Genomic DNA, 25,480 nt, shown 5'->3' with positions numbered 1-25,480 from the left:
TATATAAAAAAGGTGGCTTTGTTATGGAAAAGTATAAAAAATATATGAAGCTAGTTTTATTTACAACTATTATTACTTTAGGATTAGGTTGTTTTAATAAATTAGTATTAGCTTATTCACCTGAAGAGGGAAAAAAGATAGAATCATTTATTGAAAAAAATAATGATTTAATTACTTCTGAAGAGAAAGAAAATTTAAATGAGATAATATCCAAGTTAAATAAATATATAGTTTTGTCTCAAGAAGAACGAGAATATGTTCAGGAGTGTGAATTAAATGTAATAAGAAAAAAACTTGGAGATGCACAATTTGAAGAATATAAGAAATTGATAGAAAAAAGGTCTTCAGGTGCAGAATTCCAACAACCAGAGAGATTTAGACTTTATGAATTAGAAAAAATGCTAAGATAAATTAAGAAAAAACTAGAAGGAATATCAAAGTATTTGAATAAACAGGGTTCATACTATATAATTAATCTAGATAGGCTTATATTTTTTAATATAAGCCTGTAAATTTTTTTAGGAGAAGTTTTTATAATTATGAAAAATTTTGATATAGAAGCAAATAGTATAAAAGAAGAATTAATAGAGATAAGAAGAACTCTGCATCAATATCCAGAATTAGGATTTGAAGAAACTAATACATCTAAATTTATAAAAGAATTTTTAACTAAAGAAGGAATAGAGTTTAAAGAGTTTGCAGGTACGGGAGTATGTGGAATAATTAAAGGAACTAAAGAAGGAGTTAATGATAAGGTAATAGGATTAAGAGCGGATATAGATGGATTACCTATGCAAGACAAAAAAAGTTGTAGCTATGCATCAAAGATTAGTGGGAAAATGCATGCTTGTGGACATGATGGACATACAACTATTTTATTAGGTGCAGCAAAGCTATTAAATAAAAATAAAGATAAATTTAATGGAACTATAAAATTAATATTTGAGCCTGCAGAGGAAACTACTGGAGGAGCAAAAGTTATGATAGCAGAAGGTGTTTTAAAAGATCCTGCTGTTGATGTTATGTGTGGTTTGCATGTTGAAGAAATATTAGATGCAGGAATGATAATGGTTAGAAGAGGTACAGTAAATGCTGCATCTAATCCATTTACTATTACAATAAAGGGATCAGGTGGACATGGGGCTTACCCAGATACAGCGGTTGACCCAATAGTTATGGCAAGTCATGTTATTACTTCTCTGCAAAGTATCGTTAGCAGAGAAATAAAGCCTGTAAATCCTGCAGTTGTTACAATAGGTAGCATACATGGTGGAACAGCACAAAATATAATTCCTAGTGAGGTAAAGCTAGGTGGAATAATAAGAACTATGACAAATGAAGATAGAGAATTTGCTAAAAGAAGATTAAAAGAAATTGTAAATGGAATTTGTACAACTTTCAGAGGTAGTGCAGAAATTGAGATAGAAGAATCATATCCTTGTTTATATAATGATGATAATATGGTTGAAATACTAGAGACTTCTGCAAAAAATATTATAGGTTCTGAAAATGTTAAAGTACAAAAAAATCCTAAATTAGGAGTAGAAAGTTTTGCGTATTTTGCAAATGAAGTACCATCAGTATTTTATTTCCTGGGAATTAGAAATGAGAAAAAAGGAATAATACATCCAGCACATAATAGTTTATTTGATATAGACGAAGATGCATTGCCTATTGGAGTAGCAATTCAATGTGAAGTTGCTATAAATTATTTGACAACTTAAAAAAATAATATTAATCTAATAAAATGGGAAATTGTCAAAAGATGATGAATTTATAACTCTGACTTAAAGAAGAGTTGTTTCATAAATGAATCTCTAAATCTTCGATTTAGCAAGATGAATTTACAACTCTGATTTAAAGAGGAGTTGTTTCATATACATAATATAGGAGTTGATTTTTTGAAAATTGAAATAGGAACAAATGAGGCAGGGCAAAGACTAGATAAGTTTTTGAGAAAATATTTAAAGGATGTACCTTTAAGTGCTATTTTTAAAGCATTAAGAAAGGGTGACATAAGAGTAAATGGAGTTAAAAAGAAAGAAAATTATTCTTTAGAATTAGGCGATGTTATCGAAATAAGATACCTTCAAAGCAAACAAGAGAAAAAAGAAGATTCATTTATAAAAGTAAATTATAGTGGGCTTATGGTTACATATGAAGATGAAAATATATTAATAGTTGAAAAATGGCCTGGTGTTTTAGTTCATCCAGATCAAAAGGGTGCAGAGCCTTCACTTACGGATTATGTATTATCATATTTACATGGAAAAGGTGATTACTTACCAGAAAAGGAAAAGACATTTACTCCAGCACCGTGTAATAGATTAGATAGAAATACTTCTGGTGTTGTTATATTTGGAAAGAATTTTGAAGCATTAAGAACAATGAATGAAATGATAAGAGAAGGTAATGTAAAGAAGTATTATAATGCTTTAGTTAAAGGAAAAATAAGAGATGGAATATATAAAGGATATATTTCTAAAAATGAAAATGAAAATATATCAAAAGTTTTTGATGAGAAAAGACCTAACACAAAAGAAATTGCTATGGAAGTAAAGACAGTTCAAACTAATGGGGCATACTCATTACTTGAAATTGACCTTATTACAGGAAGAAGTCATCAAATAAGAGCTCATTTAACTCATTTAGGAAATCCTATAATAGGAGATTTTAAGTATGGAGATAGAAAGTTAAATTCATTCTTTGATAATAAATTCGGATTAAATTATCAGTTCCTTTATGCGTATAAACTTATATTTAAAGGAGCAGATGGGAAGTTAGAGTATTTAAAAAATAAAACCATTGCAGAAGCACTCCCACCAATGTTTAAAAAGATAAAGAAGGATGTATTTAAATTTAGTATATAGAACGTATAAAGGGGAATGTTATGGAAGAGAAGTCAGTGGGGCGTAGTTTTCTTATCTTATCTGTGGCTGGGATATTAGTAAAAATACTTTCAGCTGCATATATACCATTATTAAGAGCTATAATTGGTAAACAGGGAATAGGAATATATAATGCAAGTTATAGTTATTTTGTGTTTATATTAGCCATTACAAGCTTAGGTGCTCAGCCAGCTGTTGCAAAAGTTGTATCAGAATTAAGGGCATTAGGACATGAAGAAGATGCATTAAGGGCTATGAAATTGGCAAGAAGGTATTTAGCTATAATTGGAGCAATAATTACAATTGGGTTTATAGTACTTATAGAACCGATTGCAAGACTAACCAAATGGGATAATGTAACTTTGTCATTAATGTTTCTAGCTCCAACAGTATTTTTTAGTTGTATATTAGCTACATATAGAGGCTATCTTCAAGGAATTGAAGAAATGAAAACTCTAGCTATATCACAAGTTGTAGAACAAATTGTAAATGTAGTACTAAGTTTAATTTTTGCAGTTATTTTTATCAATATAAGTATTGAATGGGGAAGTGCAGGGGGAACTGTTGGTACTACTATAGGTGCGGTTGTAGCACTTATATTTATACTTGTAGTTTATGATAGAAAAAGATTTTCAGAAAAGGCAGAAGAGGAAAATAAAGCTGAAAAACATATTAGTGATAGAAAAATTCTAAAAAAGCTTATTAATTATGGAGTTCCTATTATATTAGTTGCTGCTCTACAAAATTCTAGTGGAATGATAGACACTATTAATGTAAAGGGAAGACTTCTTTTTGCTGGATTTGTTGATAGTAAGGCAGAAGAGTTGTTTGGAATTTTAGGTTGTTATAATACCTTATTATATGTTCCATTATCAATTGTTACAGCTTTAAGTGCAGCTGTTTTTCCGAAAATAATTCAAGCTTTTACAATGAAAAAGAAAAAAGAGTTAAAATCACAAATAGCATATAGCTTTAGATTAACATATTTAATTACAATTCCAGCAGCTATTGGATTATCTATGCTAAGTAAAGAAGTATATATAATGATTTATGGAAGTACAGAAGGATATCAATTATTAATGTATGGATCAGTTGTGTTAATTTTAATGGCACTTTCTGCTATTCAAAATACAATTCTTCAAGGAATAAATAAACTATATTTAGTATTAAGTACAGCTTTCTTAAGTATTATAATAAAATTTGTTATTAATTATATATTAGTTGGAATGAAAGATGTTAATATATTAGGGGCAGTTTTTGCAAGCTTCTTTGCATTCCTTGTTCCTGTTATAATAAATCATATTAGATTAAGAAAAATATTTAAAATGAGAATTCCTATAATTAAATTAGGTATTATTCCTTTCATGGCATCTTGTGTTATGGCTTTAAGTATTTATTTATGTAGAATTCCTATTAATAGAATAATGAATATACTTGAAGGTGGAAGACTTTTAACTAGTTTAGTTACAATGATATTAATAGCTATTGGTGGTACTGTATATTTTATTACTATGATTTTATTAGGTGGAATAAAGAAGAAGGATTTAGATATGATTTCACCAAGATTGTTTACTTTATTACCAAGATTTTTAAGAAAAAATATGTAAAATAAAATTATAAAAGATTCATTATCTTATTATAGACAATGAATCTTTTTTTATTAAAAATTAATTTTATTTAGTCTTCTTCAAGTCCGAATCTGCTGAGATAAGCAAAAATGCAAAATGTTAAAACTATTACTATAATATTTTTACTTATAAATAATCCGTCTAGAAGTCTAGTAGTAAATAAATTAAGCATCAAGTAAACTAGTATTCCTGTAAGTATGAAAATAATTATATTAAATAAAGATAAATTTAATTCAATATGTTTATTTACTTCGTGTAAATTTATTATTAATCCTAAAGTTGAAGTAACAAATATAGTTATAACGTAAGAAAAAATATTTATACTAGGAATAGCTGTAAAAACATAAAGGCAGACTATTTCAGCAATAGAAACAATTATAGAGTTTCTCAAAATAATACTTTGTCTATTAAGACCATTTAAAATACCAAACATAGTATTCGATACAAAGAAAATAGGTGCTGATAAAGAAGCAAGTCTAATGTATAATCCTAAATCATCTCTTTTATAGAACATCTGTCCTAGAGATTCCGGAATAAGTTGGCATATAACAGTTGTAGCCATTCCTAATAAAAAGGCAATTTTTAATACAGTTTTAATTCTAACGGAAGCATTGTAATAATCAGAATTACTTATGCTTTGAGATAAGTCTGGAACTAATAATGTATTTATAGAGTTTACAACTATAAGAGGAAATGTAACTATAGTTAATGCCATACCATTAAATCTTCCAATTAAGTTTAGTGCAGAGCTATAATCTAAACCTGAAGCTACAAGTTGTCTAGGTACAATCAAAGTTGAAATTGTAGAAAATGCATTTCCAAGAAATCCATTTAAGCAAAGTGGTAATGAAATTATTAATACATTAAATAGAAGCTGAGCTTTACTTTCAGGTTTTTCATAGCTAGGAGGTATGCGATTTACTGTATATCTATAGTAACCATAAAGTAAAAGCAAGCTTTGAAGCTCTCCTAAAGCTAATGAAACATATGCTAAAGTTACAATTGATGCTAAAGTTTTTGCGTGAAAAATCCATATTAATAAGGTTATTGTTATTATTCTCATGGCTTTTTCAGAAATATCTATAACTGCAGGAACCTTTATTTTAGAAGATCCATAAAAAAATCCCTTTAAAATATTAGAAAGTGCTATAAAAACCATTGCTGGACAAGTTACCTTTATGGCATTTATAGTTCTTGGATCTTTAATTCCATATTGACTTATGTATGGAGCTAGAAAAAAGACTATCAGGCCTATAGCTATTGCCCAAATTATATTAAAAAAAGCGACAGAACGAATAGTTTTAAATAAATTATTGTATTCACCCTTTGATTCATATATAGCAGCACGTTGAGATATAGCGGCGATTATTCCAGCTGTCATTAAACAAATAAAGAGATTATATATAGGCATTACTAAGCCATAAAGAGCTACACCTTCCGGGCCTGCAATATCTGCTAAGTAAATTGAAAAAATAAAGCCTAAAATTCCAGTTGCAATATTTGATGCTGTAAGGAAAAATGAGTTTTTAAAAAAATTATCTTGTCCCAAAATAATTTGCCTCCTTAAGTAAAGTTTATAAGCCTACAGTAAAAAATAGCTCTATAAAGTCAAAATATAAATAAAGATAGTACTGCAGTTTTATAAAGTATAGAGCTATTTAGATGTTAGATTTTAAAATTAATTACAATATATGTTTATTAAAGCTAAGAGCTAAGTACATTAATACTTATTCGGTAAAATAAGATAATATGATATAACTAGCTATTATTTAAATATTAAGTAATATTTTATTATGCAGAAAATATAAATAAAAATATAAAGGAGGGGGAGGATTTATGAAGAGGTTTTTAAAGTTTTTAGTTTTTTCAATAGTTATTGTAACTTTATCATTTGGAATTTATAAAATTAGTAATAGGTATGACTTGAATCTTATTTATAAAAATGTGGATTGGTCAATAAATACAAAGGCTTTGGAAGGAGCAGTCTCTTTTGATTTCGATAAAGAAAATAATTTATACATAGCATTTAAAGATACTATAAAGATGGTAAATGAGGATAATAAAGAAGATATTTTACTGTATGATAAAGAGTTAAATATATATGATATAGCATGTTATAATAATGATATTATAATAGCAACTGACAATAGAGTATTACTATATGACGCAAATAAGAAAAATTATATAGAGTTAATTAATAATCTGCCTAACAATGGCTTAAATTACAAAACAAACATTATTTTAAATAATGACTATTTATATATAAGCATAGGATCTAATACCAATTCTGGAGTTGTGGATGAAAATAATAAAAATGAAGATAAGGCATCTTTTGAATGGGAAGCAACAGGTATAGGATATAATAATAATTATGGATTTATTCCTTTTGGAACAATGTGTGAGGAAGGCCAGAAAATTAAAGAAAATATTATAAGCAATGCAAGTATCTTGAGATATGATTTAAATACTAAAGAATTTGTAACTTATGCTACAGGCATTAGGAATGTTGAAGGTTTAGCTATTGATAGTCTAGGAAAGTTAACTGCTATAATTGGGGGCATGGAAGATTGTGGAGTTAGGGCGGTTAAGGATGATGTAGATTATATATATGATATAAAAGAAAAATCTTGGTATGGATGGCCAGATTTTAGCGGTGGAGATCCTATTACATCTCCAAGATTTTCTGATGGAAGCAATAAACTTTCATTTGTTATAAATAATCACCCAACAGAAGTTACATTAGGGCCTAGATATCAACATGATAAAGTATCATCACTAAGTGGATTAACTATTGATTATGAGGGAAAGTGTTTTCCAAAAGATACAGTAATATTTGCAGATAATATAGATAATTATATCTATGTTTTAACAGAAAATAATACATCTAGAGCTATAGTTGCATTAGATAAGGAAAGTCATGTAGAGAAAATAAAATATAATAATGCAAATATATATATATTAGATAGTAAGGGTGGATGTTTATATAAGATAGGTGGAGTATTGAATAAAAATATATTTAATCTCCCAAATGTAATTTGGATATTCATTATAGTTTTTGTAATAGCAATAATATTAGCTTTAATATATAAGAGTAAACAAAAAAATAAAGTTAAATAAGAGTAAAAAATATTTTGGGAGTAATCTCAAAATATTTTTTGCATTAATATATATAAATGATGTAATATACATGTGGAAGAAGAAAATACTACAAAACCGAAATACATAATAAAAAATATGAATTTATAAAAATAATTTACATAATTATATAAATATAATAGTAAAATTTATTAATAGTAAAAATGGGGAGTGGTGTTTATGGGGAAAACAATTATATTAAATTTAAGTGACATAAAGTTAACAGGAGATGTATTAGATGTAGGGGAAAGCTATGGAGTAATATATAATATTTCTAAGGATGCTATAGATGAGGTGTCTGTTGATTTGCTAGAAGGGTCTATTGATGAAAATACTCATGGGGGATATGACACTTGCACAGTATTCTTTTATTTAAGTAGCATGTGGAGAGATGCTAATAAAATTAATTTGATTAAAGAAGCTAGTAAATTAGTTAAAGTTGGTGGAGAAATATATATATGGGATATAAATAAGGAAATTGGAGAAGTGTTTAATAATAAGGTTGTGGCAGTTTTACCATCTGGAAAAACGAAGGAATTTGAGTTTAAAAATTTAAACCCTATTTCTAAATCAAATATAGATGATACAAAAAGGATGTTGGGTGATATATATACAATAAAAGAAGAAAAAGTTTGGGAAGATATTTTTTTTGTAAAAGGAGAAAAAATAAAATAGTTAAACGAAGGAAAGGAAGAAAAGGATGAAGGTATTATTAACAGCTATAAACTCAAAGTTTGTTCATAGCAATTTAGCAGTTAGGTATTTAAAGGCATTTACGGAGGATATGGATTACGAATGTAAAATAAGAGAATTCTCTATAAATGATAGAGATGAAAAAATATTAGAAGAAATAATAAAGGAAAAAGCAGATGTAATAGCTTTTTCAACATATATTTGGAATATAGAAATAGTAAAGAGACTATCAAATTTAATAAAATTAGTAGATAAAAATATAAAGATTGTTTATGGTGGACCAGAGGTATCTTATGATAGCTTAAATATATTAAAGGAACTTCCTGGAGATTATGTGATTCAAGGAGAAGGGGAAAAAACTTATAGGGAATTTATCGAATACTTATTAGGATATAGAAGTATTACGGATATAAGAGGATTGTATTTTAAAGAAAATGATGAGGTTATAAGTAATGGAAATAGACCATTAATGAATATGGAAGAAATAGTATTTCCGTATAAAGAAGATGAAAATTTAGATAATAAAATAGTATATTATGAAGCTTCTAGAGGGTGTCCTTTTAATTGTAAATATTGTCTTTCATCTACTACACATGGTGTGAGATTCTTAAACGTAGATAGAGTAAAGAAAGAATTACAATATTTTATAGATAAAAAGGTTAGGTTAGTTAAGTTTGTTGATAGGACCTTTAATTGTAATTTTAAATTTTCTATGGCGATATGGGAGTTTTTAATTAATGCTGAAACTAATACACAATTCCACTTTGAGATCTCTGCAGATATATTAAAACCACAAGAATTAGAACTATTAAGAAAGGCTCCGAAGGATAGATTCCAGTTTGAAGTAGGAGTACAAACAACTAATGATGATGTATTAAATAGAATTAATAGATTTGTGAATTTTAGTGATATAAAAGAAAAAGTAGTTGAGTTGCTTGAAATTAAAAATATTAAACAACATCTTGATTTAATTGCAGGATTACCAGGAGAAGATATAACATCATTTAAAAAGTCATTTAATGATGTTTATAGCATAGGACCAGAAGAGATACAGTTAGGATTTTTAAAGCTACTTAGAGGATCATCCATGAGAGAAGAAGCCGAAGAATATGGAATGAAGTATTCACCATATCCGCCATATGAAATATTACAAACAAAAGATATATCTTACGATGAGCTTTTAGTATTAAAGAAAGTAGAAAGTATGGTTGATAAATATTATAACTCTCAAAAATTTAATAATATAATAAAATTTTTAATTACTAGTTTTGATACACCTTATGATTTTTATTTAGAATTAGGGAACTACTTTGATAAAAAAGGGTATTTTGATAGAAATATAGGTAATAGTGAATATTATAAAGTATTTTTAGATTTCAATATGGATATAACAAAGTTAGATAGTGAAGTGTTACGTGACATAATAAAATATGACTATTTAATATTCAACAAAAGAAGAGGTATGCCAGAATTTTTAGGAAGAGGATTAGAAAAATGGCAGGAAAATGAAATAAAGGATCTTCTTAGAGATGAGTATTCATTTAGAGAAAATTATATTGAAAGTTTTATTATAAATATAAATGATTTTGTAAAAAATAATTATGTAAACAAGGAAAAAGTATATTTCTTATGTTCATATGATGGAAAAATGGAGGATATAACTAGTAAAGTGAAAGGTATTTAACATATTTAACATTATGAAAATATTGTTAAAAAAATATATGAAGTTTTATAAAATAGATAATTGTTATAAAGTTAAAATGTTGTTTAGGGAATCTTAACAAAAAAAAGTTGAAAAATTGTAAAAACAGTGTATAATTATAAAAGAGATAAAAAGTAATTAATACTATATAAAGTATTAATATTTATATTATCCAAGTTGTATATAGTAAAGGTGGTGAGACTTTGGCATTAGAGGCAATTAATGAGATAAAAGAAGCTGAGAAAAAAGCAGAAGCGATAATTTCTGAAGCTAAACAAAATGCAAAAGAAATTGTTAGCAATGCAACTAAAGAAGCAGAGGTTAAATATGACCAAATAATAAACAATGCTAAAATAAAAGCTAATGATTTATTAAATGCAGCTTTAGAAGAAGGAAATAGCAATGCAGAACCTATCTTAAAAGTAGGAGAAAAAGACATAGAAGCTATACGTAATATGTCTCAAGAAGTAAAAGATAATGCTATTAATATAGTTGTTGAGAGGATAGTGAAGATTCATGGCAATAGTTAAGATGAACAAATTCACTTTGCTAACCTTTGAATCAAAGAAAGAAGAGCTTCTTCGTAGCCTTCAAGGCTTTTCTAATGTAGAGTTTATAAATCTACAAGATGAAAACATATTAGAAGCTAATGAGGAGCTACAATCTCTTTCAAAGGATTCTATAGATTCAAATATAGCAAAGTATGAAGAAGATTTATCAAAGGCTAAAATGACTCTAGACTTTTTAACTAGCTATATGCCTAAAAAGTCAGGATTAAAAGCATTAGAGGATGACAAGGAAAACTTAACTATTGATGAATTAGAAAAAGCGGTTAAGAATATTAACTGGAATGAAATTTATGCTAAAGTTAAGGAAAAGGAAGATGAGCTTCATAGCATAGAAAGCAAGATTACTAAGCTAGAAGGCGAAATTGAAGTTTTAACTCCATGGCAGGCCTTAGATATTTCTTTTGAAGCTCTAAATGAGCTAAATATGGTATCAACTTTTGTAGGGAGTATTTCAAAACAATATGAAGAACAACTTACTAAAAGTTTAGATGCTGAATATGTTGAAATTATCTCTAGAGGTAATAATGACATAAATGTTGTAGTTGTGGCTTTAAAAGAAAGACATGACGAAGTACTAAACCTTTTAAGAGGATTTGGATTTAGTTCATTTAAATCAGAGTATAATGAAATACCACAAGTGGTAATAACAAATCATGCTCATGAAATTGAAGAATTAAAATCAAAGATTTTCTTTGTTAAAGAAGAAGTAGCTTCTTTTGAAGAAGACTATAAGAAAATGAAGTTGGTTTATGATTATCTTACAAACGCAGTTTTAAGATATAAAGCTTCAAATAATTTCTTAAGAACTACTAATACTGTTGCAATTCAAGGATGGTGTGAAGTAGAGAAAAACGAAGAATTACAAAAAATATGTAAAAAAGTATTAAATGATGATTATTATATATCATTTGAAGAGGTAAAAGAAGATGAAGTTGAGGCAGTTCCAGTAAAGTTAAAAAATGGATTACTTAACAAAACATTCGAATCTGTTACTGAAATGTATAGTTTGCCAAAATATAACGAAGTGGATCCTACACCATTATTAGTGCCATTCTACTTAATATTCTTTGGGATGATGGTTGCTGACGTTGGATATGGATTAGTAATGTTAATTGGTGCATTCTGTGCAATGAAATTCTTAAAATTAAATAAGAAAAATGAAGACTTTGCTAGATTCTTCTTATTCTTAAGTATACCAACAATCGTTATAGGATTGATTTACGGATCATTCTTTGGTGATGCAGTTAAGATACCAGGACTTATAAATCCAACAGAAGATGTTAATACTCTTCTAGTTGCATCAATAGTATTTGGGGTTATTCAAATATTCTTTGGTTTATGTGTAAAAGCATATACACTTATAAAGTCAGGGAAACCTAAAGATGCATTTTATGATGTTGGTTCATGGTTAATTACTTTAATATCTATTGGAGTATTAGCAGGATCTATAGCGTTAAAATGGCCACCAATGTTCAAGTATATTGCAATAGCAGCTATGATATTTGGTATGCTTGTAATAGTATTAACAGGTGGTAGAGAAGAAAAGACAAAGGGAGCTCAAATAGGGCAAGGGTTATATGCTTTATATGGAATAACAAGTTATATTGGTGACTTAGTTTCATATACAAGACTTATGGCATTAGGATTATCAGGTGGATGTATTGCAGGAGCATTAAACTTATTAATGAAGTCTTTAACTGGTCCAGCAATAATATTATTACCTTTCGTATTCGTAGCAGCTCATGTGTTTAACTTATTATTAGGTTTACTTGGAGCATACGTTCATACAGCAAGATTACAATACGTAGAATATTTCTCAAAATTCTATGAAGGTGGAGGAAAAGCATTTACTCCATTCAAAGCATCAGAAAAATATATGAATTTAAAGGAAAATTAGGAGGATTTTAAAATGAATACATGGATACAATTTTTTATGGAAAATAACGGTGGTTTAATATTCGCAGCTTTAGGTGTTGCATTAGCAGTTGGTTTATCAGGTATAGGTTCAGCTAAGGGTGTTGGACTAGTTGGGGAAGCAGCTTCAGGATTAGTTACAGAAGAACCAGAAAAGTTCGGTAAAGCGTTAGTATTAGAATTATTACCAGGTACTCAAGGTTTATATGGTTTCGTTGTTGGTTTCGTTGCTTACACTAAGATGTCTTCAGGAATGTCTTTAGAACAAGGTTTATACTTAATCGGTGCTTGTTTACCAATCGCTTTAGCAGGTTTATTCTCAGGTATAGCTCAAGGTAGAGTTGCTGCTTCTGGTATCCAAATATTAGCTAAAAGACCAGAACACAATACTAAGGGAATCATCTTATCAGCGATGGTTGAAACTTATGCATTATTAGGATTCGTTATATCATTCATGCTAGTAAGTATGGCAATGTAATTTTACACGGCAATATAAGATTAGCGTCAATATAAGATTGGAGATATAAATTATGTCAAATGTAAAGAATATGACTTCTAAAATCCTAAAGGATGCAGAAGCTGGAAAGGAAAATATCTTAGCTACTGCTGAAGAAGAAAAGAACAAAATTCTTTCTAAAAAAGTAAGCAGTGCAAATGAAATTGCTAAGGAAATTTTAGAAAAGGCTGAAGTTGAAGCAAAGTCTAAAAAGGAAAGAGTAATTTCTAGCGCTAAATTAAAAGTTAGAAATAACAAATTAGCTGCTAAGCAAGAAATTATAGATGAAGTTTTTGAAAAAAGTATAGATAAGTTAACAAAGTTATCTAAAGAAGATTTCTTAAACTTTGTAAAGAATACAATTTCTTCAATGAACTTAAGTGGTAAGCAAACTTTAATCTTAAATGAAGAGGGATTAAAAATTGTTGATGCAGCTTTCATTGATGAATTAAATAAAAACGTAGATGCACAAATAACTTTAGGTGAAACAGCTGGAAACTTTAAAGGTGGTTTCATCTTAGAAAATAACGGCATAGAAATAAATAGCACTTATGAAGCTTTAGTAAGCTCATTAAGAGATGAGTTAGAGTTTGAAGTGGCAAAGGTGTTATTTAATTAAGGAGGGGTAGTATGGATGTAATGCAATTTACTCAAGCTCTTTCAAGAATTTGGGTATTGGAAACAAGACTCCTTGATAAGGCCAAAGTAGAGAGAATGCTAGAAGCTAATTCTGCTGATGAGGTTTTAAAAATACTTGGGGAAACTGAGTATGCAAATATAATGGGTAATGTTAAAAGAGCAAGTGATTATGAGGAAATTCTAAGCACAGAGCTTAAAAGAGTTTATAAATTAGTTTATGAACTATGCCCAGTAAAAGAAATCGTAGATCTAATGAGCATTAAATATAAATACCATAATATAAAGGTATTATTAAAAGGAAAATTCTTAGGAAAAGATTTTTCTAATATGTTAATAGATTTAGGAAAAGAAGATTTAAGTGATTTAAAGAGAAAAATTGATACAGATAATTTCAGAGACTTAAAAGGAAATGTTGAAAAGGCGGTTCAAGAAGTAATAGCTGATTTTGAAGCAAATAAAGATCCTCAAAATATCGATATTATTGTAGATAAATATATGTTTAAAGAGTTAGTAGAAATAAAAAAATCTTTAAACTACAAATTTACAGATAAGCTTGTAAATGCTATTATTGATGCTACAAATATTAGAACTTTACTAAGAATTAAAAAGCAAGGTAAAGGAAGAGAGTTTGCTTCAGAAGTTTTAGTTAGTGGTGGATCTATAAGCAAAGATACTTTAGTGTCTATACTAAATGAAACACCAGAAAATATTATTTCAAAATTAAGCACAAGTGTATATTCTGATTTAATAAAAGAAGGTGTTGAAGGGTACATAGCTACAAATTCAGCAAATCTTTTAGAAAAATTAAGTGATAATTATATTATGGATCTTATGAAAAGTGGAAAGCTTGTAACATTTGGACCAGAAAGAATATTATCATATATTTACGCTAAAGAAACAGAAATTAAAATAATAAGAATCATTATGGTAGGTAAGCTTAATAATATTGCTGAGGAAGTAATCAGAGAAAGGCTGCGTGATATTTATGTATAAGAAAATCGGTGTAGTTGGTGATAAAGACTCAGTTTTAGCATTCAAAGCTATTGGAATAGATGTATTTCCAGTTGTAGAAGCTGATGAAGCTAGAGTTGCTGTTGATAGAATGGCTATGAATGGATACGCAGTTATCTTCATAACAGAACAAGTAGCAGTAACAATAGAAGAAACAATTGAACGTTACAACAAGCAAATGCTTCCTGCTGTAATATTAATTCCAAGTAACCAAGGAACTTTAAATATAGGTTCAAAGAGAATTAGTGATAGCGTAGAAAAAGCTGTTGGTGTCAATATTTTATAGGAAGGCAGGTTAGAGATTTGAAGACCGGAAAAATAATCAAGGTTGCAGGTCCTTTAGTTGTTGCTGAAGGAATGGACGAAGCAAATATATTAGATATGGTTAAGGTTGGAGAAAAAGGTCTTATCGGAGAAATTATCGAAATGAGAGGCGATAAGGCATCTATCCAAGTTTACGAAGAAACTACAGGAATAGGGCCAGGGGACCCAGTTGTTACAACAGGTGAACCTTTAAGTATTGAACTTGGACCAGGACTTATAGAGTCAATGTTCGATGGAATACAAAGACCACTAGATGCATTTGAAAAAGTAGCTCAATCACCATTTTTAACAAAAGGGATTTCAGTTACTTCACTAAATAGAGAAAGAGTTTGGACTTTCAATCCTATAGTTAAAGTGGGAGACAAAGTTGAAGCTGGTGATGTAATAGGAACAGTTCAAGAAACTGCAGTTGTATTACACAAAATAATGGTTCCTTATGGAATAGAAGGTACTATTAAGGAGATTAAATCTGGAGATTTTACAGTTGTAGACACAGTTTGTGTTGTTGAAACTGCTAAAGGTGACAGAGAAGTTCAAATGATGCAAAAATGGCCTGCAAGAAAAGGTAGACCTTATGCACAAAAATTAAAACCAGAAGCTCCAATGACTACAGGTCAAAGAGTTATAGATACATTCTTCCCAGTAGCTAAAGGTGGAGCTGCTGCAGTACCAGGTCCTTTCGGAGCAGGTAAGACAGTTGTTCAACACCAAATTGCAAAATGGGGAGATGCTGAAATAGTTGTTTACGTTGGATGCGGTGAGCGTGGTAACGAGATGACAGACGTTCTTAATGAGTTCCCAGAATTAAAAGACCCTAAAACTGGAGAATCTCTAATGAAGAGAACAGTTCTTATAGCTAATACTTCAAACATGCCAGTTGCTGCCAGAGAAGCTTGTATATATACAGGTATCACAATTGCTGAATACTTCAGAGATATGGGATACTCAGTATCAATCATGGCTGACTCTACATCAAGATGGGCAGAAGCATTAAGAGAAATGTCTGGTAGACTTGAAGAAATGCCAGGAGACGAAGGTTATCCAGCATACTTAGGATCTAGACTTTCTGATTACTATGAAAGAGCTGGTAAAGTTGTTTGTTTAGGTAAAGATGGAAGACAAGGTGCTGTTACTGCAATCGGTGCGGTTTCACCTCCAGGGGGAGACCTTTCTGAACCAGTTACTCAATCAACACTTAGAATAGTTAAAGTTTTCTGGGGATTAGATGCTCAACTTGCATATAAGAGACACTTCCCAGCTATAAACTGGATTAACTCATATTCATTATATGCTGATACTGTTGATGGTTACTTAAATGAAACAGTTGCTGCAGATTGGTCTACATTAAGACAAGAAGCAATGACTTTACTTCAAGAAGAATCAGGTTTACAAGAAATCGTAAGCTTAGTTGGTATTGATGCATTATCAGAAAAAGATAGATTAAAATTAGAAGTTGCTAAGTCTATAAGAGAAGACTATTTACAACAAAATGGTTTCCACGAAATAGATACTTATACTTCATTAGATAAACAATACAAAATGTTAAAGCTTGTATTATTATTCAGAAAAGAAGCAGAAAGAGCTTTAGATGCAGGAGTTTACTTAGATAAGATCTTAGGATTAGAAGTAAGAGATAAAATTGCAAGAAGTAAATATATCCATGAAGATGAAATATCTAAGATGGATGATATTGCTGCTGAATTAAGAGCTGACATTGATACTTTAATCAACGAAGGAGGGGTTCTTAATGCTTAAGGAATACAGAACAGTAACAGAAGTTGTTGGTCCTTTAATGGTTGTTGAAGGAGTTAGCGGCGTTAAGTACGATGAACTAGTTGAAGTTGAAATACAAACTGGTGAATTAAGAAGAGGTAAAGTTCTAGAAGTTAATGGATCAAAAGCTATGGTTCAATTATTTGAAGGTTCTACAGGTATTAACTTAAAAGGAACTAAGGCTAAATTCTTAGGAAAGCCACTTCAATTAGGTGTATCAGAAGATATGCTAGGAAGAGTATTTGATGGAATGGGTCATCCAATTGACAATGGTCCCAAAATAATACCAGAAAAGCAATTAGATATAAATGGGGAAGCAATTAACCCAGTATCAAGAAACTTCCCATCAGAATTTATACAAACAGGTATATCTGCAATTGATGGATTAAATACACTTGTTAGAGGACAAAAATTACCAGTTTTCTCTGGTTCAGGTCTTCCACATGCACAATTAGCTGCACAAATTGCAAGACAAGCGACTGTTTTAAATTCAGATGCTAACTTTGCTGTTGTATTTGCTGCTATAGGTATTACATTCGAAGAATCTCAATTCTTCGTTGATGAATTTAAGAAGACTGGTGCTATAGATAATGCTGTATTATTTATGAACCTTGCTTCTGACCCAGCTATCGAAAGAATAGCTACTCCAAGAATGGCATTAACTGCTGCTGAGTTCTTAGCATACGAGAAGGATATGCATGTTCTTGTTATTATGACAGATATCACTAACTATGCTGAAGCTTTAAGAGAAGTTTCTGCTGCTAGAAAGGAAGTTCCAGGTAGAAGAGGTTACCCAGGTTACCTATATACTGACCTTTCTACATTATACGAAAGAGCAGGTAGAATTAATGGTAGAGGTGGTTCAATCACTCAAATTCCAATATTAACAATGCCTGAAGATGATAAGACACATCCAATTCCAGACTTAACTGGATATATTACAGAGGGACAAATAATCCTTTCAAGAGAATTATACAAGAAGGGAATTATGCCTCCAATAGATGTATTACCATCACTTTCAAGACTTAAGGATAAGGGTATCGGTAAGGGTAAGACTAGAGAAGACCATGCTGATACAATGAACCAATTATTCTCAGCTTATGCACAAGGTAAGCAAGCTAAAGAATTATCAGCAATCTTAGGTGAATCTGCATTATCAGATACTGATAAGAAGTTCGCTAAATTTGCTGAAGCATTTGAAGAACAATATGTTTCTCAAGGATTTGAAGCAAATAGATCAATTGAAGAAACTTTAAATTTAGGTTGGAAATTACTTAAGATTCTTCCTAAGACAGAGCTTAAGAGAATCAGAGATGAATATCTTGAAAAGTATATGCCAAAGGGAGATGAAGAGTAGAATATGGCAAAGTTAAATGTCAATCCTACTAGAATGGAGCTATCTAAGCTGAAGAAGAGATTAACTACTGCAGCTAGAGGACATAAGCTTCTTAAAGATAAACAAGACGAATTAATGAGACAATTCATTAACCTTGTTAAATATAATAATGAATTAAGAAAGTCAGTAGAAGCTGAACTTGAAGGTTCATTTAAAGATTTCGTTATGGCAAGTGCTGTAATGAGTTCAGAATTCTTAGAAGAAGCAGTTGCTTATCCTAAAGATAGTGTATCTGTTGAAGTAGGAACAAAAAACATAATGAGTGTTAATGTTCCACAAATGAAATTCCACAGACAATTACAAGATAGTGAAGGAAGCATTTATCCATATGGTTTTGCAAATACATCTTCTGAATTAGATGATGCTATAGGAAAGCTTGAATCTATACTTCCAAAGCTTCTTGAATTAGCTGAAGTTGAAAAATCAACTCAGTTAATGGCTGATGAAATTGAAAAGACAAGAAGAAGAGTTAATGCTCTTGAATACATGACTATTCCTCAATTAGAAGAGACTATTAAGTTTATAAGAATGAAACTTGATGAAAATGAAAGAGGAGCCCTTACTAGATTAATGAAAGTTAAGGACATGATCAACTCAAGAGCAGAAGCTTAATTTACACATTATCACATAAAAGAGGAGCTGTTATAAAACGGCTCCTTTATTATTATGAGGTATTAAAATAAATAGATGAAGTTTGAAATTTTTCCAAATGTAATATTATTTATTATATATTTGATAATAAACTCAATTAATAGTATAATGCTAATATAATACATAATATTGCATATTGTGATAAGTTTTAAGGAGAATGTTAATGAAATTTTTACTAGCGACAATAATAGCTTTTTTAACAGTATTTATTTTGACACCAATACTTATGAAATTAGCTTTTAGATATAATTTTACTGATAAACCAACTAAAAGAAAAATTCATAAAGGAGCAACTCCACTTTGTGGAGGAATTGCCATGTTTATTGGATTTTTTATAGCATATTTTATTGCTTTTCACAATTATAACTTTGATGAGAAGTATGGAATATTCATTGGATCATTATTGATTCTTTTAATTGGAATAGTAGATGATTATTATAAAAGTATAGGTAAAGAATTTGGTATTATTCCTAGACTTATAGTTCAACTTTTAGCAGCAGTAATAGTATTTAAATCAGGAATTGCATTTGAAGGTTTTACAAATCCTTTTACAGATAAATACATAACGTTATCACCAATAGTTCAATTTGTACTTACTATAACATGGATTTTTGGTGTAACAACTGTAATTAATTGGTCTGATGGAATGGATGGTCTAGCAGGAGGATTATCTTTTATTTCAGCAATGACTTTTGCAGCAACGGCTATAATATTAGGGCAACCTCCATCATTATTATTTTCATTAATAACAGCAGGAGTTGTATTAGCCTTTCTATTTTATAATAGATATCCGGCAAAAGTATTTATGGGAGATTCGGGAGCTAATTTCTTAGGATTTATTTTAAGTATTATAGCTTTAGATGGAGCGTTTAAAGGGGCTACTATATTAAGTTTAATGATACCGATATTAGCTTTAGCTGTTCCTATATTCGATAATATATTTGTAATATTTAAGAGATTTTCAGAGGGAAAACCTATATATCAGGCAGACAGAAGTCAGATTCATTATAGGCTTCAAGAAAAGGGACTTAATACTAATCAAATAGTAACATTTATAAGTATAATAAGTTTAACATGTAGTGTTATTTCTATATTAATTTTACTAATAAAATTTTAATGGAAGAAAAAAACAAATAAGTATTTACAAATTAAGAAAAATTTTGTATAATTTAATAAAATCTTATCAAGAGTGGTGGAGGGACTGGCCCGTTGAAACCCAGCAACCTATTAACAGTTACTAGTTAGAAGGTTAATAGCGAGTAGTTAAATTAAAAGAAATTATTTAGAATTTCATAATTAACTACTACCTAAAAACCAAAAACTATTAACTATATTAATGTGGTGCTAATTCCAACAGCTTAAAGCTGATAGATAAGGGTATTTTTATAGGCAAAGTGTTTTTTAACCTAAGGGAAATATCCTTTAGGTTTTTTTTATTTGGTAAAAAAGAATAAGTAATTTAAAAAAGAATAAAAATTTATTATGGGGACTTACTTGTTAGTACAAACTACTAACTAATTTAAAGGGGGCTTTTTTATGAAAATTAATGAATTATTTAACAACAAGGAACTGGTATTTTCTTTTGAAATATTTCCACCAAAGATTACATCACCAATTAGTACTGTTTATAAAACCTTAGAGGAATTAAAGGATTTAAAGCCAGACTTTATTAGTGTAACTTATGGGGCCGGTGGGAGTTTAACTAATAATAGAACAACGGAACTCTCCTCATTGGTAAAAGAAAAGTATGGAGTAGAATCAGTTGCACATTTAACATGTATATCATCTACTAAAGATGAAATAGATATTATATTAGATGATTTAAAGAGTCAGGGAATAGAAAATATATTAGCTTTAAGAGGTGATATTCCAGTTGGACAGGATCCTAAAGGGGAATTTAATTATGCATATGAGCTTATATCTCATATAAAGCAAAGAGGAGATTTTAACATACTTGGAGCATGTTATCCAGAAGGGCATGTTAGGGGAAGAGATTTAAAAGAAGATATGATGCACTTAAAATTAAAAGAAGAAATGGGGGCTACTCATTTTATTTCTCAACTATTTTTTGATAATAATTATTTTTATCATATGTTAGAAGAAAAAGATAAATTAGGAATGAAATCACCAATTCAAGCGGGTATTATGCCAGTAGTAAATAAGAATCAAATAGAAAGAATATCAACTTTGTGTGGAGCACATATACCTGAAAAGTTTATTAAAATCATGAATAAATATGAACATGATAAAGATGCATTAAGAGAAGCTGGTATTGCATATGCAGTTGAACAAATAGTAGATTTGGTTTCTAGCGGAGTAGATGGAATTCATTTATACACTATGAATAATCCATATGTAGCAAGAAGAATACATGATAATATAAATACAATTATAAATTCAATTAATAATAGAAAAGTTGTTTAAATTTAGGAGGGTAAATATGAAGAAAGTAGAGAGTTTTGAATTAGATCATAGAAAGGTAAAAGCACCATATATAAGAAAATGTTGTTTGATAAATGGTCCTAAAGGAGATTATGTAACTAAGTTTGATATCAGATTTTTACAACCTAATAAAGAAGCTTTTGGAACTGCAGCAATGCATGGATTAGAACATTTATTAGCATATAAACTTAGAGATACTCTAGATGGAATAATTGATTTATCTCCAATGGGATGTAGAACAGGATTTTATTTAAGTATTTTTGGAGATAGAGATGCTAGTGAAATTAAAGTTGCAGTAGAAAATTCTTTAAGTGAAATTTTAAAAGCAACAGAGATTCCTGCTGCTAATGATATACAATGTGGAAATTATAGGGATTTATCATTGTTTGGTGCTAAAGAGTATGCTAAAGAGGTATTAGAGAGGGGGTTTTCTTTAAATATTTATGGCGAATAAATTATTCTAAATAAAAGCACATTAAAAGGAAATTAGAATTAATAAAATAAATAGGCATATAATTTTACACATTTATATGTCTATTTATTTTTTTTAGTTTTAATAAAAAAATTAACAAAACTTAATTAGTATATATTAGAATGTAAAATAAAATATGATAAAAATTTAACAATATGGCAAAATGTCTAAATTTGTACTATAATATATTTATATGTATATTTTAGGAGGATAAGCATGAATATATTATTGGTCGAGGATGAAAGAATTCAACGAGAGGCATTAGCATCAATAATTAAAGCAAACTTTGTAGATGTTAGGATATATGAGGCAGCTTCTAAAAATGAAGCAATAAAAATTATTGATGAAAAGGACATACATTTATTTTTTATTGATATACAGTTGAAGGATTCTTCAGGATTAGATTTAGCTAAAAAAATACGTAGATATGAAAATCATGCTTTAACAGGTATAGTATTTGTAACTGGTGAACTTGTACATATAATAGAAGCATTTAAAAATATTCATTGTTATGATTTTATTGTTAAACCGTATAAGGAAAAGGATATCATAAAGATTGTAGATGTGTTTTTAAATTCAACACCACTAAAGAGTATTAAAGAGGGGCGTTATTCATTTATAGATGTTGACTCTAATATATCAGTGAAATTATATCATAATGATATTATTTATATTGAGTATATAAATAAGTGTTGCAATATTCATACTATAAGTGGACTATATAATGTGAAAAGGACTTCTTTAGTTAAGGTTTTAAAGAGTTTAAATGATGATGAAATAATACAAACACACAGATCATTTGCTATTAATATGAAGTATGTTACTGAAATTGAAAAGACATATGAAAAAGTATGGAATATTAAATTGAGAGGATGTGATGATGTGGTTTTATTAAGCTACACATATAGACAAGCATTTTTAAGGAGGATTGAATAATGGATATAGTAAGTATAGGTATTTCATTTATAGAGATTTTAACTATATTTTTAATATATAATATTTTAATAAATGATAGAATATTTCAAGAAATTTTAAAGATAGGTATTCTTTCAATAATAACTTCATTGACATATTCATTATTTGTAAATATGTATGATACTGATCCGTTAATAATTCTTATAGGTGTATTATTTTTAAACTCTATGTTAATAAGTAAATATGAAAAAAAGGATACTATAGTAACATTTATTGAATTTATAGTGAGTGCTTTACTTATGTTAGGCTTTGAATTAGTAATAAGCTTTATAGTATATGTAACAATGGGAAATGACGATTTAAGTCCAACAACTTATCTTGTGTTGGTAACATGTATAATGTCTATATTAATTTACTTATTAAGTACTAATAAAGCAATAAAAAGGGTAAAGTTTTCAAACTTTTTTTCTAAATATAAAAGTATAAATATAATAATACTAAATCTATTTGTATTCTTTTTATTAATAAAGGTATTAATGGCTAATAGATTAATGAGCACTAAGATTATTATTCCGATAACAATATTAGGGTTAATACTTATAGGAGTAAACTGTTATTTTTATGTTTATTTATATAAAACATTAAATGAAAAGAAGAAAAGTGAAATTAAAACTTCATTTAATCCACTTATAAATGATTTAATGGGTAAACTTAAAGCTAATGAGCATGAATATAAAAATCATTTAAATACTATCTGGAGTATAGCACAGGTTACAACACCAGAAGAAATAAAAGAAAAGTTACAAGAGTATATATCTAATATAGTAGATGATACAGAAGAATTTTCAATGTTGTTAAATGTAGAAAATACTATAATTAAAGCTGTTCTTTATAACAAGGGACAAAGAGCAGAGAAGTTAGGGGTCAAATATACATATAATATAAAAAGTAATTTTAAAGATATTTCTCTTGATAATTCAGAGCTTACAGTAATATTGAGTAATTTATTAAATAATGCTATCGAAGCAACTAGTATGATAAAGAAAAAAGAGTTAGAGGTAATTCTAGAAGAGGATAATAGATATTATATAATAAATGTGAAGAATATGACAGAAGGATTAAAAGGAGAAGACTTATCTAATATTTTTAAAATGGGGTATAGTACCAAAGGTGAAGGTAGAGGTTATGGATTATATAATGTAAAAAATATAGTAGATAAATATAGGGGGAAAATACAATTATCTTTAGATGGAGATATTATGAATATTAAAATTTTATTTGTTAAATAATTATGTACTGAAATAAATATATAATTAAATAGGAGATATATAATTAAAATTTATTATATATCTCCTAAGTATTATTTATCTTCTTTTTTCATAGGTGGAGTTGGTTCTCCCCATAATAAAAGACTATTAGGTGCTGCGAATGTAGCTACTTCACCTATAGTTGTAACTGTGCACATTAAAGCTGCAAATTTAGATGCTATTTTTTTTCTCATTTTTACAAACCTCCCTTAAAAAATCTAAAATTATATATAAAATTATTAATAAACCACAATTAATATAGTAATTTGATAGTAATAAGTTTGAAAAAGCAAACCAAGTTAATAAAGTAAAAGTAACTATGTCTTTAAATTTTAGCTTTTTATATTGTGTTTTAATTACTTTACGAAGAGGATTAACAGGATTGAATTTCCTTATAATTATAATACTTAATAATATTAGTAGTAAATGAAATGTGATATTTATTGGAGGTAGGATATATGCTAAGTAATATATCACAATGAAAGAGATATTACTTTGAACTACACAGCTAATGAAAGTTTTAGCATGGCTTCCACCAATAAAAGGTCTTATTAGCATTAATAAAGTTATCATTAATATGAATGCTGGCAACTTGTCCAATATTAATGCAACTAAAATCATAATAACAATTTTAGATGTTTCACCATAAAAAACTTCTAAGCCATATCTTATTCTATCGATTTCATAAATATCAGTTAATCCAACATTTGTAACTATAAAATCTAATTGTTTTTTTATAAATGGATTACTCAAAAGTATACCTCCTTAAGTACTACATAAATAATTATAATATAAATTACACTTAAATTCTATTAAAACCATAAATTTCATTAAATTTAGCATAAAAGGAAGAAAAAAAGAAGAGAAGGAAAAAAAAGATAAATATTTTCTAAATATGCACGATAATATCCTAATAACTAATAATAAGAATAAAAAAACTTTTGGAAAATGTAAAAATATGATAAAATATGGAGATGTATGGGGGTGGTTTAGATATTTACATTTATTGAATTCACAAGTATGTTGATGCTATATCACGTACTATTTATTGAAGAAAAAAGTAATATAAAAAAATATATTTTCAATTCAGTATTAGGAGGGATAATAGCAACTACTATATTTATGCTTTTAGATCAATATGGGTTAGTAGCATTTATTTCTATTTTCTTAATAGCCATAATCATAGTAAGAAAAATTTATAAAAAGAATATTATAGTGAATATAGTTGAATTGATTATTTCAAGTATTATAGTTAGCGCAACAGAGTTAATAATTATGAGTTTAATGATTTTAATAGCGGGGCATGATGATTTTCCACATTGGATATATTTTATTATGCTTTTAGTTACTATGAGTTGTGCTATATATATTAGTTATAAAATTATGAAGTTTAAGAAAATTAGAGTAGATGATTTTATAGAGAAATATAATTCAGTTCTTATAGTTTCTATTAATATAATAATAATATTTTTATTTTTTAAAGTTTTATTTCAAAATAAATTTATAGAAGGATTATATATAGTAG

The 25,480-nt window shown here is 28.4% G+C and carries 25 protein-coding genes and 1 riboswitch; of the genes, 22 read left to right on the top strand and 3 right to left on the bottom strand.

The genetic code is table 11. The features are described from left to right. The first annotated feature begins 23 nt into the window (after window positions 1-23). From I4V51_RS12870 to I4V51_RS12855, 4 genes are all read left to right on the top strand, one after another. On the top strand, window positions 24-410 hold the full coding sequence (locus tag I4V51_RS12870; protein ID WP_195988838.1) for a hypothetical protein: 387 nt from the start codon (window positions 24-26) through the stop codon (window positions 408-410). Between the two features lie 129 nt (window positions 411-539). Continuing rightward, entirely contained in the window at window positions 540-1,724 is a 1,185-nt protein-coding gene (locus I4V51_RS12865) for a M20 family metallopeptidase (RefSeq protein ID WP_195988837.1), read from the top strand. 177 nt (window positions 1,725-1,901) lie between these two features. Continuing rightward, complete coding sequence (locus tag I4V51_RS12860) at window positions 1,902-2,870, top strand: RluA family pseudouridine synthase (protein ID WP_195988836.1); 969 nt, start codon at window positions 1,902-1,904, stop codon at window positions 2,868-2,870. A gap of 20 nt (window positions 2,871-2,890) precedes the next feature. Then, entirely contained in the window at window positions 2,891-4,495 is a 1,605-nt protein-coding gene (locus I4V51_RS12855; protein ID WP_195988835.1) for a polysaccharide biosynthesis protein, read from the top strand. Between the two features lie 70 nt (window positions 4,496-4,565). Here I4V51_RS12855 and spoVB read toward each other — a convergent pair whose 3' ends face one another. Next, window positions 4,566-6,065, bottom strand: a complete 1,500-nt coding sequence (spoVB, locus tag I4V51_RS12850; protein ID WP_195988834.1) for a stage V sporulation protein B — start codon at window positions 6,063-6,065, stop codon at window positions 4,566-4,568. Between the two features lie 287 nt (window positions 6,066-6,352). On the opposite strand from spoVB, the gene I4V51_RS12845 reads away from it, so the two are divergent. The 17 genes from I4V51_RS12845 (at window position 6,353) to I4V51_RS12765 (ending at window position 23,937) form a co-directional block, all read left to right on the top strand. Then, the gene (locus I4V51_RS12845) at window positions 6,353-7,633 is read left to right on the top strand and encodes a hypothetical protein (RefSeq protein WP_195988833.1); all 1,281 of its coding nucleotides are present in this window, start codon (window positions 6,353-6,355) and stop codon (window positions 7,631-7,633) included. A gap of 198 nt (window positions 7,634-7,831) precedes the next feature. Beyond that, a complete protein-coding gene (locus I4V51_RS12840) occupies window positions 7,832-8,326 on the top strand; it encodes a hypothetical protein (RefSeq protein WP_195988832.1) in 495 nt (164 codons plus the stop codon). Window positions 8,327-8,351: 25 nt separating this feature from the next. Continuing rightward, on the top strand, window positions 8,352-10,028 hold the full coding sequence (locus I4V51_RS12835) for a B12-binding domain-containing radical SAM protein (protein WP_195988831.1): 1,677 nt from the start codon (window positions 8,352-8,354) through the stop codon (window positions 10,026-10,028). A 221-nt stretch (window positions 10,029-10,249) separates the two neighbouring features. Continuing rightward, a complete protein-coding gene (locus I4V51_RS12830) occupies window positions 10,250-10,576 on the top strand; it encodes an ATPase (protein ID WP_195988830.1) in 327 nt (108 codons plus the stop codon). Further along, complete coding sequence (locus I4V51_RS12825) at window positions 10,563-12,512, top strand: V-type ATP synthase subunit I (RefSeq protein WP_195988829.1); 1,950 nt, start codon at window positions 10,563-10,565, stop codon at window positions 12,510-12,512. The genes I4V51_RS12830 and I4V51_RS12825 overlap by 14 nt, the downstream gene beginning before the upstream one ends. Window positions 12,513-12,524: 12 nt before the next feature. Beyond that, window positions 12,525-13,007: a V-type ATP synthase subunit K gene (locus I4V51_RS12820; protein WP_042396194.1), complete on the top strand. Its 483-nt coding sequence runs from the start codon at window positions 12,525-12,527 to the stop codon at window positions 13,005-13,007. A gap of 52 nt (window positions 13,008-13,059) precedes the next feature. After that, the gene (locus tag I4V51_RS12815; RefSeq protein WP_195988828.1) at window positions 13,060-13,644 is read left to right on the top strand and encodes a V-type ATP synthase subunit E family protein; all 585 of its coding nucleotides are present in this window, start codon (window positions 13,060-13,062) and stop codon (window positions 13,642-13,644) included. A gap of 11 nt (window positions 13,645-13,655) precedes the next feature. Then, window positions 13,656-14,657: a V-type ATP synthase subunit C gene (locus tag I4V51_RS12810; protein WP_195988827.1), complete on the top strand. Its 1,002-nt coding sequence runs from the start codon at window positions 13,656-13,658 to the stop codon at window positions 14,655-14,657. Further along, window positions 14,650-14,961 carry a V-type ATP synthase subunit F gene (locus I4V51_RS12805; RefSeq protein WP_195988870.1) on the top strand — a complete coding sequence of 104 codons (312 nt, stop codon included), beginning with the start codon at window positions 14,650-14,652 and terminating at the stop codon, window positions 14,959-14,961. The genes I4V51_RS12810 and I4V51_RS12805 overlap by 8 nt, the downstream gene beginning before the upstream one ends. 17 nt (window positions 14,962-14,978) lie before the next feature. Further along, window positions 14,979-16,754: a V-type ATP synthase subunit A gene (locus I4V51_RS12800; protein WP_195988826.1), complete on the top strand. Its 1,776-nt coding sequence runs from the start codon at window positions 14,979-14,981 to the stop codon at window positions 16,752-16,754. After that, on the top strand, window positions 16,747-18,129 hold the full coding sequence (locus I4V51_RS12795; RefSeq protein WP_195988825.1) for a V-type ATP synthase subunit B: 1,383 nt from the start codon (window positions 16,747-16,749) through the stop codon (window positions 18,127-18,129). The genes I4V51_RS12800 and I4V51_RS12795 overlap by 8 nt, the downstream gene beginning before the upstream one ends. A gap of 3 nt (window positions 18,130-18,132) precedes the next feature. Then, window positions 18,133-18,780 carry a V-type ATP synthase subunit D gene (locus I4V51_RS12790; RefSeq protein WP_195988824.1) on the top strand — a complete coding sequence of 216 codons (648 nt, stop codon included), beginning with the start codon at window positions 18,133-18,135 and terminating at the stop codon, window positions 18,778-18,780. Window positions 18,781-18,982: 202 nt separating this feature from the next. After that, entirely contained in the window at window positions 18,983-19,936 is a 954-nt protein-coding gene (locus tag I4V51_RS12785) for an MraY family glycosyltransferase (protein ID WP_195988823.1), read from the top strand. Window positions 19,937-19,996: 60 nt separating this feature from the next. Continuing rightward, window positions 19,997-20,197: riboswitch (SAM riboswitch) on the top strand. A gap of 158 nt (window positions 20,198-20,355) precedes the next feature. Beyond that, a complete protein-coding gene (gene metF, locus I4V51_RS12780; RefSeq protein ID WP_195988822.1) occupies window positions 20,356-21,243 on the top strand; it encodes a methylenetetrahydrofolate reductase [NAD(P)H] in 888 nt (295 codons plus the stop codon). Between the two features lie 16 nt (window positions 21,244-21,259). Continuing rightward, window positions 21,260-21,715, top strand: a complete 456-nt coding sequence (locus I4V51_RS12775) for an S-ribosylhomocysteine lyase (protein ID WP_195988821.1) — start codon at window positions 21,260-21,262, stop codon at window positions 21,713-21,715. Window positions 21,716-21,949: 234 nt separating this feature from the next. Then, the gene (locus I4V51_RS12770; protein ID WP_195988820.1) at window positions 21,950-22,669 is read left to right on the top strand and encodes a LytTR family DNA-binding domain-containing protein; all 720 of its coding nucleotides are present in this window, start codon (window positions 21,950-21,952) and stop codon (window positions 22,667-22,669) included. After that, window positions 22,669-23,937 carry a GHKL domain-containing protein gene (locus I4V51_RS12765; protein ID WP_195988819.1) on the top strand — a complete coding sequence of 423 codons (1,269 nt, stop codon included), beginning with the start codon at window positions 22,669-22,671 and terminating at the stop codon, window positions 23,935-23,937. The genes I4V51_RS12770 and I4V51_RS12765 overlap by 1 nt, the downstream gene beginning before the upstream one ends. 71 nt (window positions 23,938-24,008) lie before the next feature. On the opposite strand, the gene I4V51_RS12760 is transcribed toward I4V51_RS12765, so the two are convergent. Together I4V51_RS12760 and I4V51_RS12755 are read right to left on the bottom strand one after the other, a co-directional pair. Further along, window positions 24,009-24,149, bottom strand: a complete 141-nt coding sequence (locus I4V51_RS12760; protein ID WP_195988818.1) for a hypothetical protein — start codon at window positions 24,147-24,149, stop codon at window positions 24,009-24,011. After that, entirely contained in the window at window positions 24,127-24,708 is a 582-nt protein-coding gene (locus tag I4V51_RS12755) for an accessory gene regulator B family protein (protein WP_195988817.1), read from the bottom strand. The genes I4V51_RS12760 and I4V51_RS12755 overlap by 23 nt, the downstream gene beginning before the upstream one ends. A gap of 267 nt (window positions 24,709-24,975) precedes the next feature. Between I4V51_RS12755 and I4V51_RS12750 the strand changes: the two genes are divergently transcribed. Further along, window positions 24,976-25,480, top strand: a 505-nt coding sequence (locus I4V51_RS12750; RefSeq protein ID WP_195988816.1) for a hypothetical protein, incomplete at its 3' end; no start/stop codon positions are given.

It is taken from the genome of Clostridium sp. D53t1_180928_C8, assembly GCF_015667795.1.
Lineage (GTDB): Bacteria > Bacillota > Clostridia > Clostridiales > Clostridiaceae > Clostridium.
The sequence above is the reverse complement of the archived record's forward strand: the minus strand, read 5'-3'. Positions and strand labels throughout refer to the sequence as shown.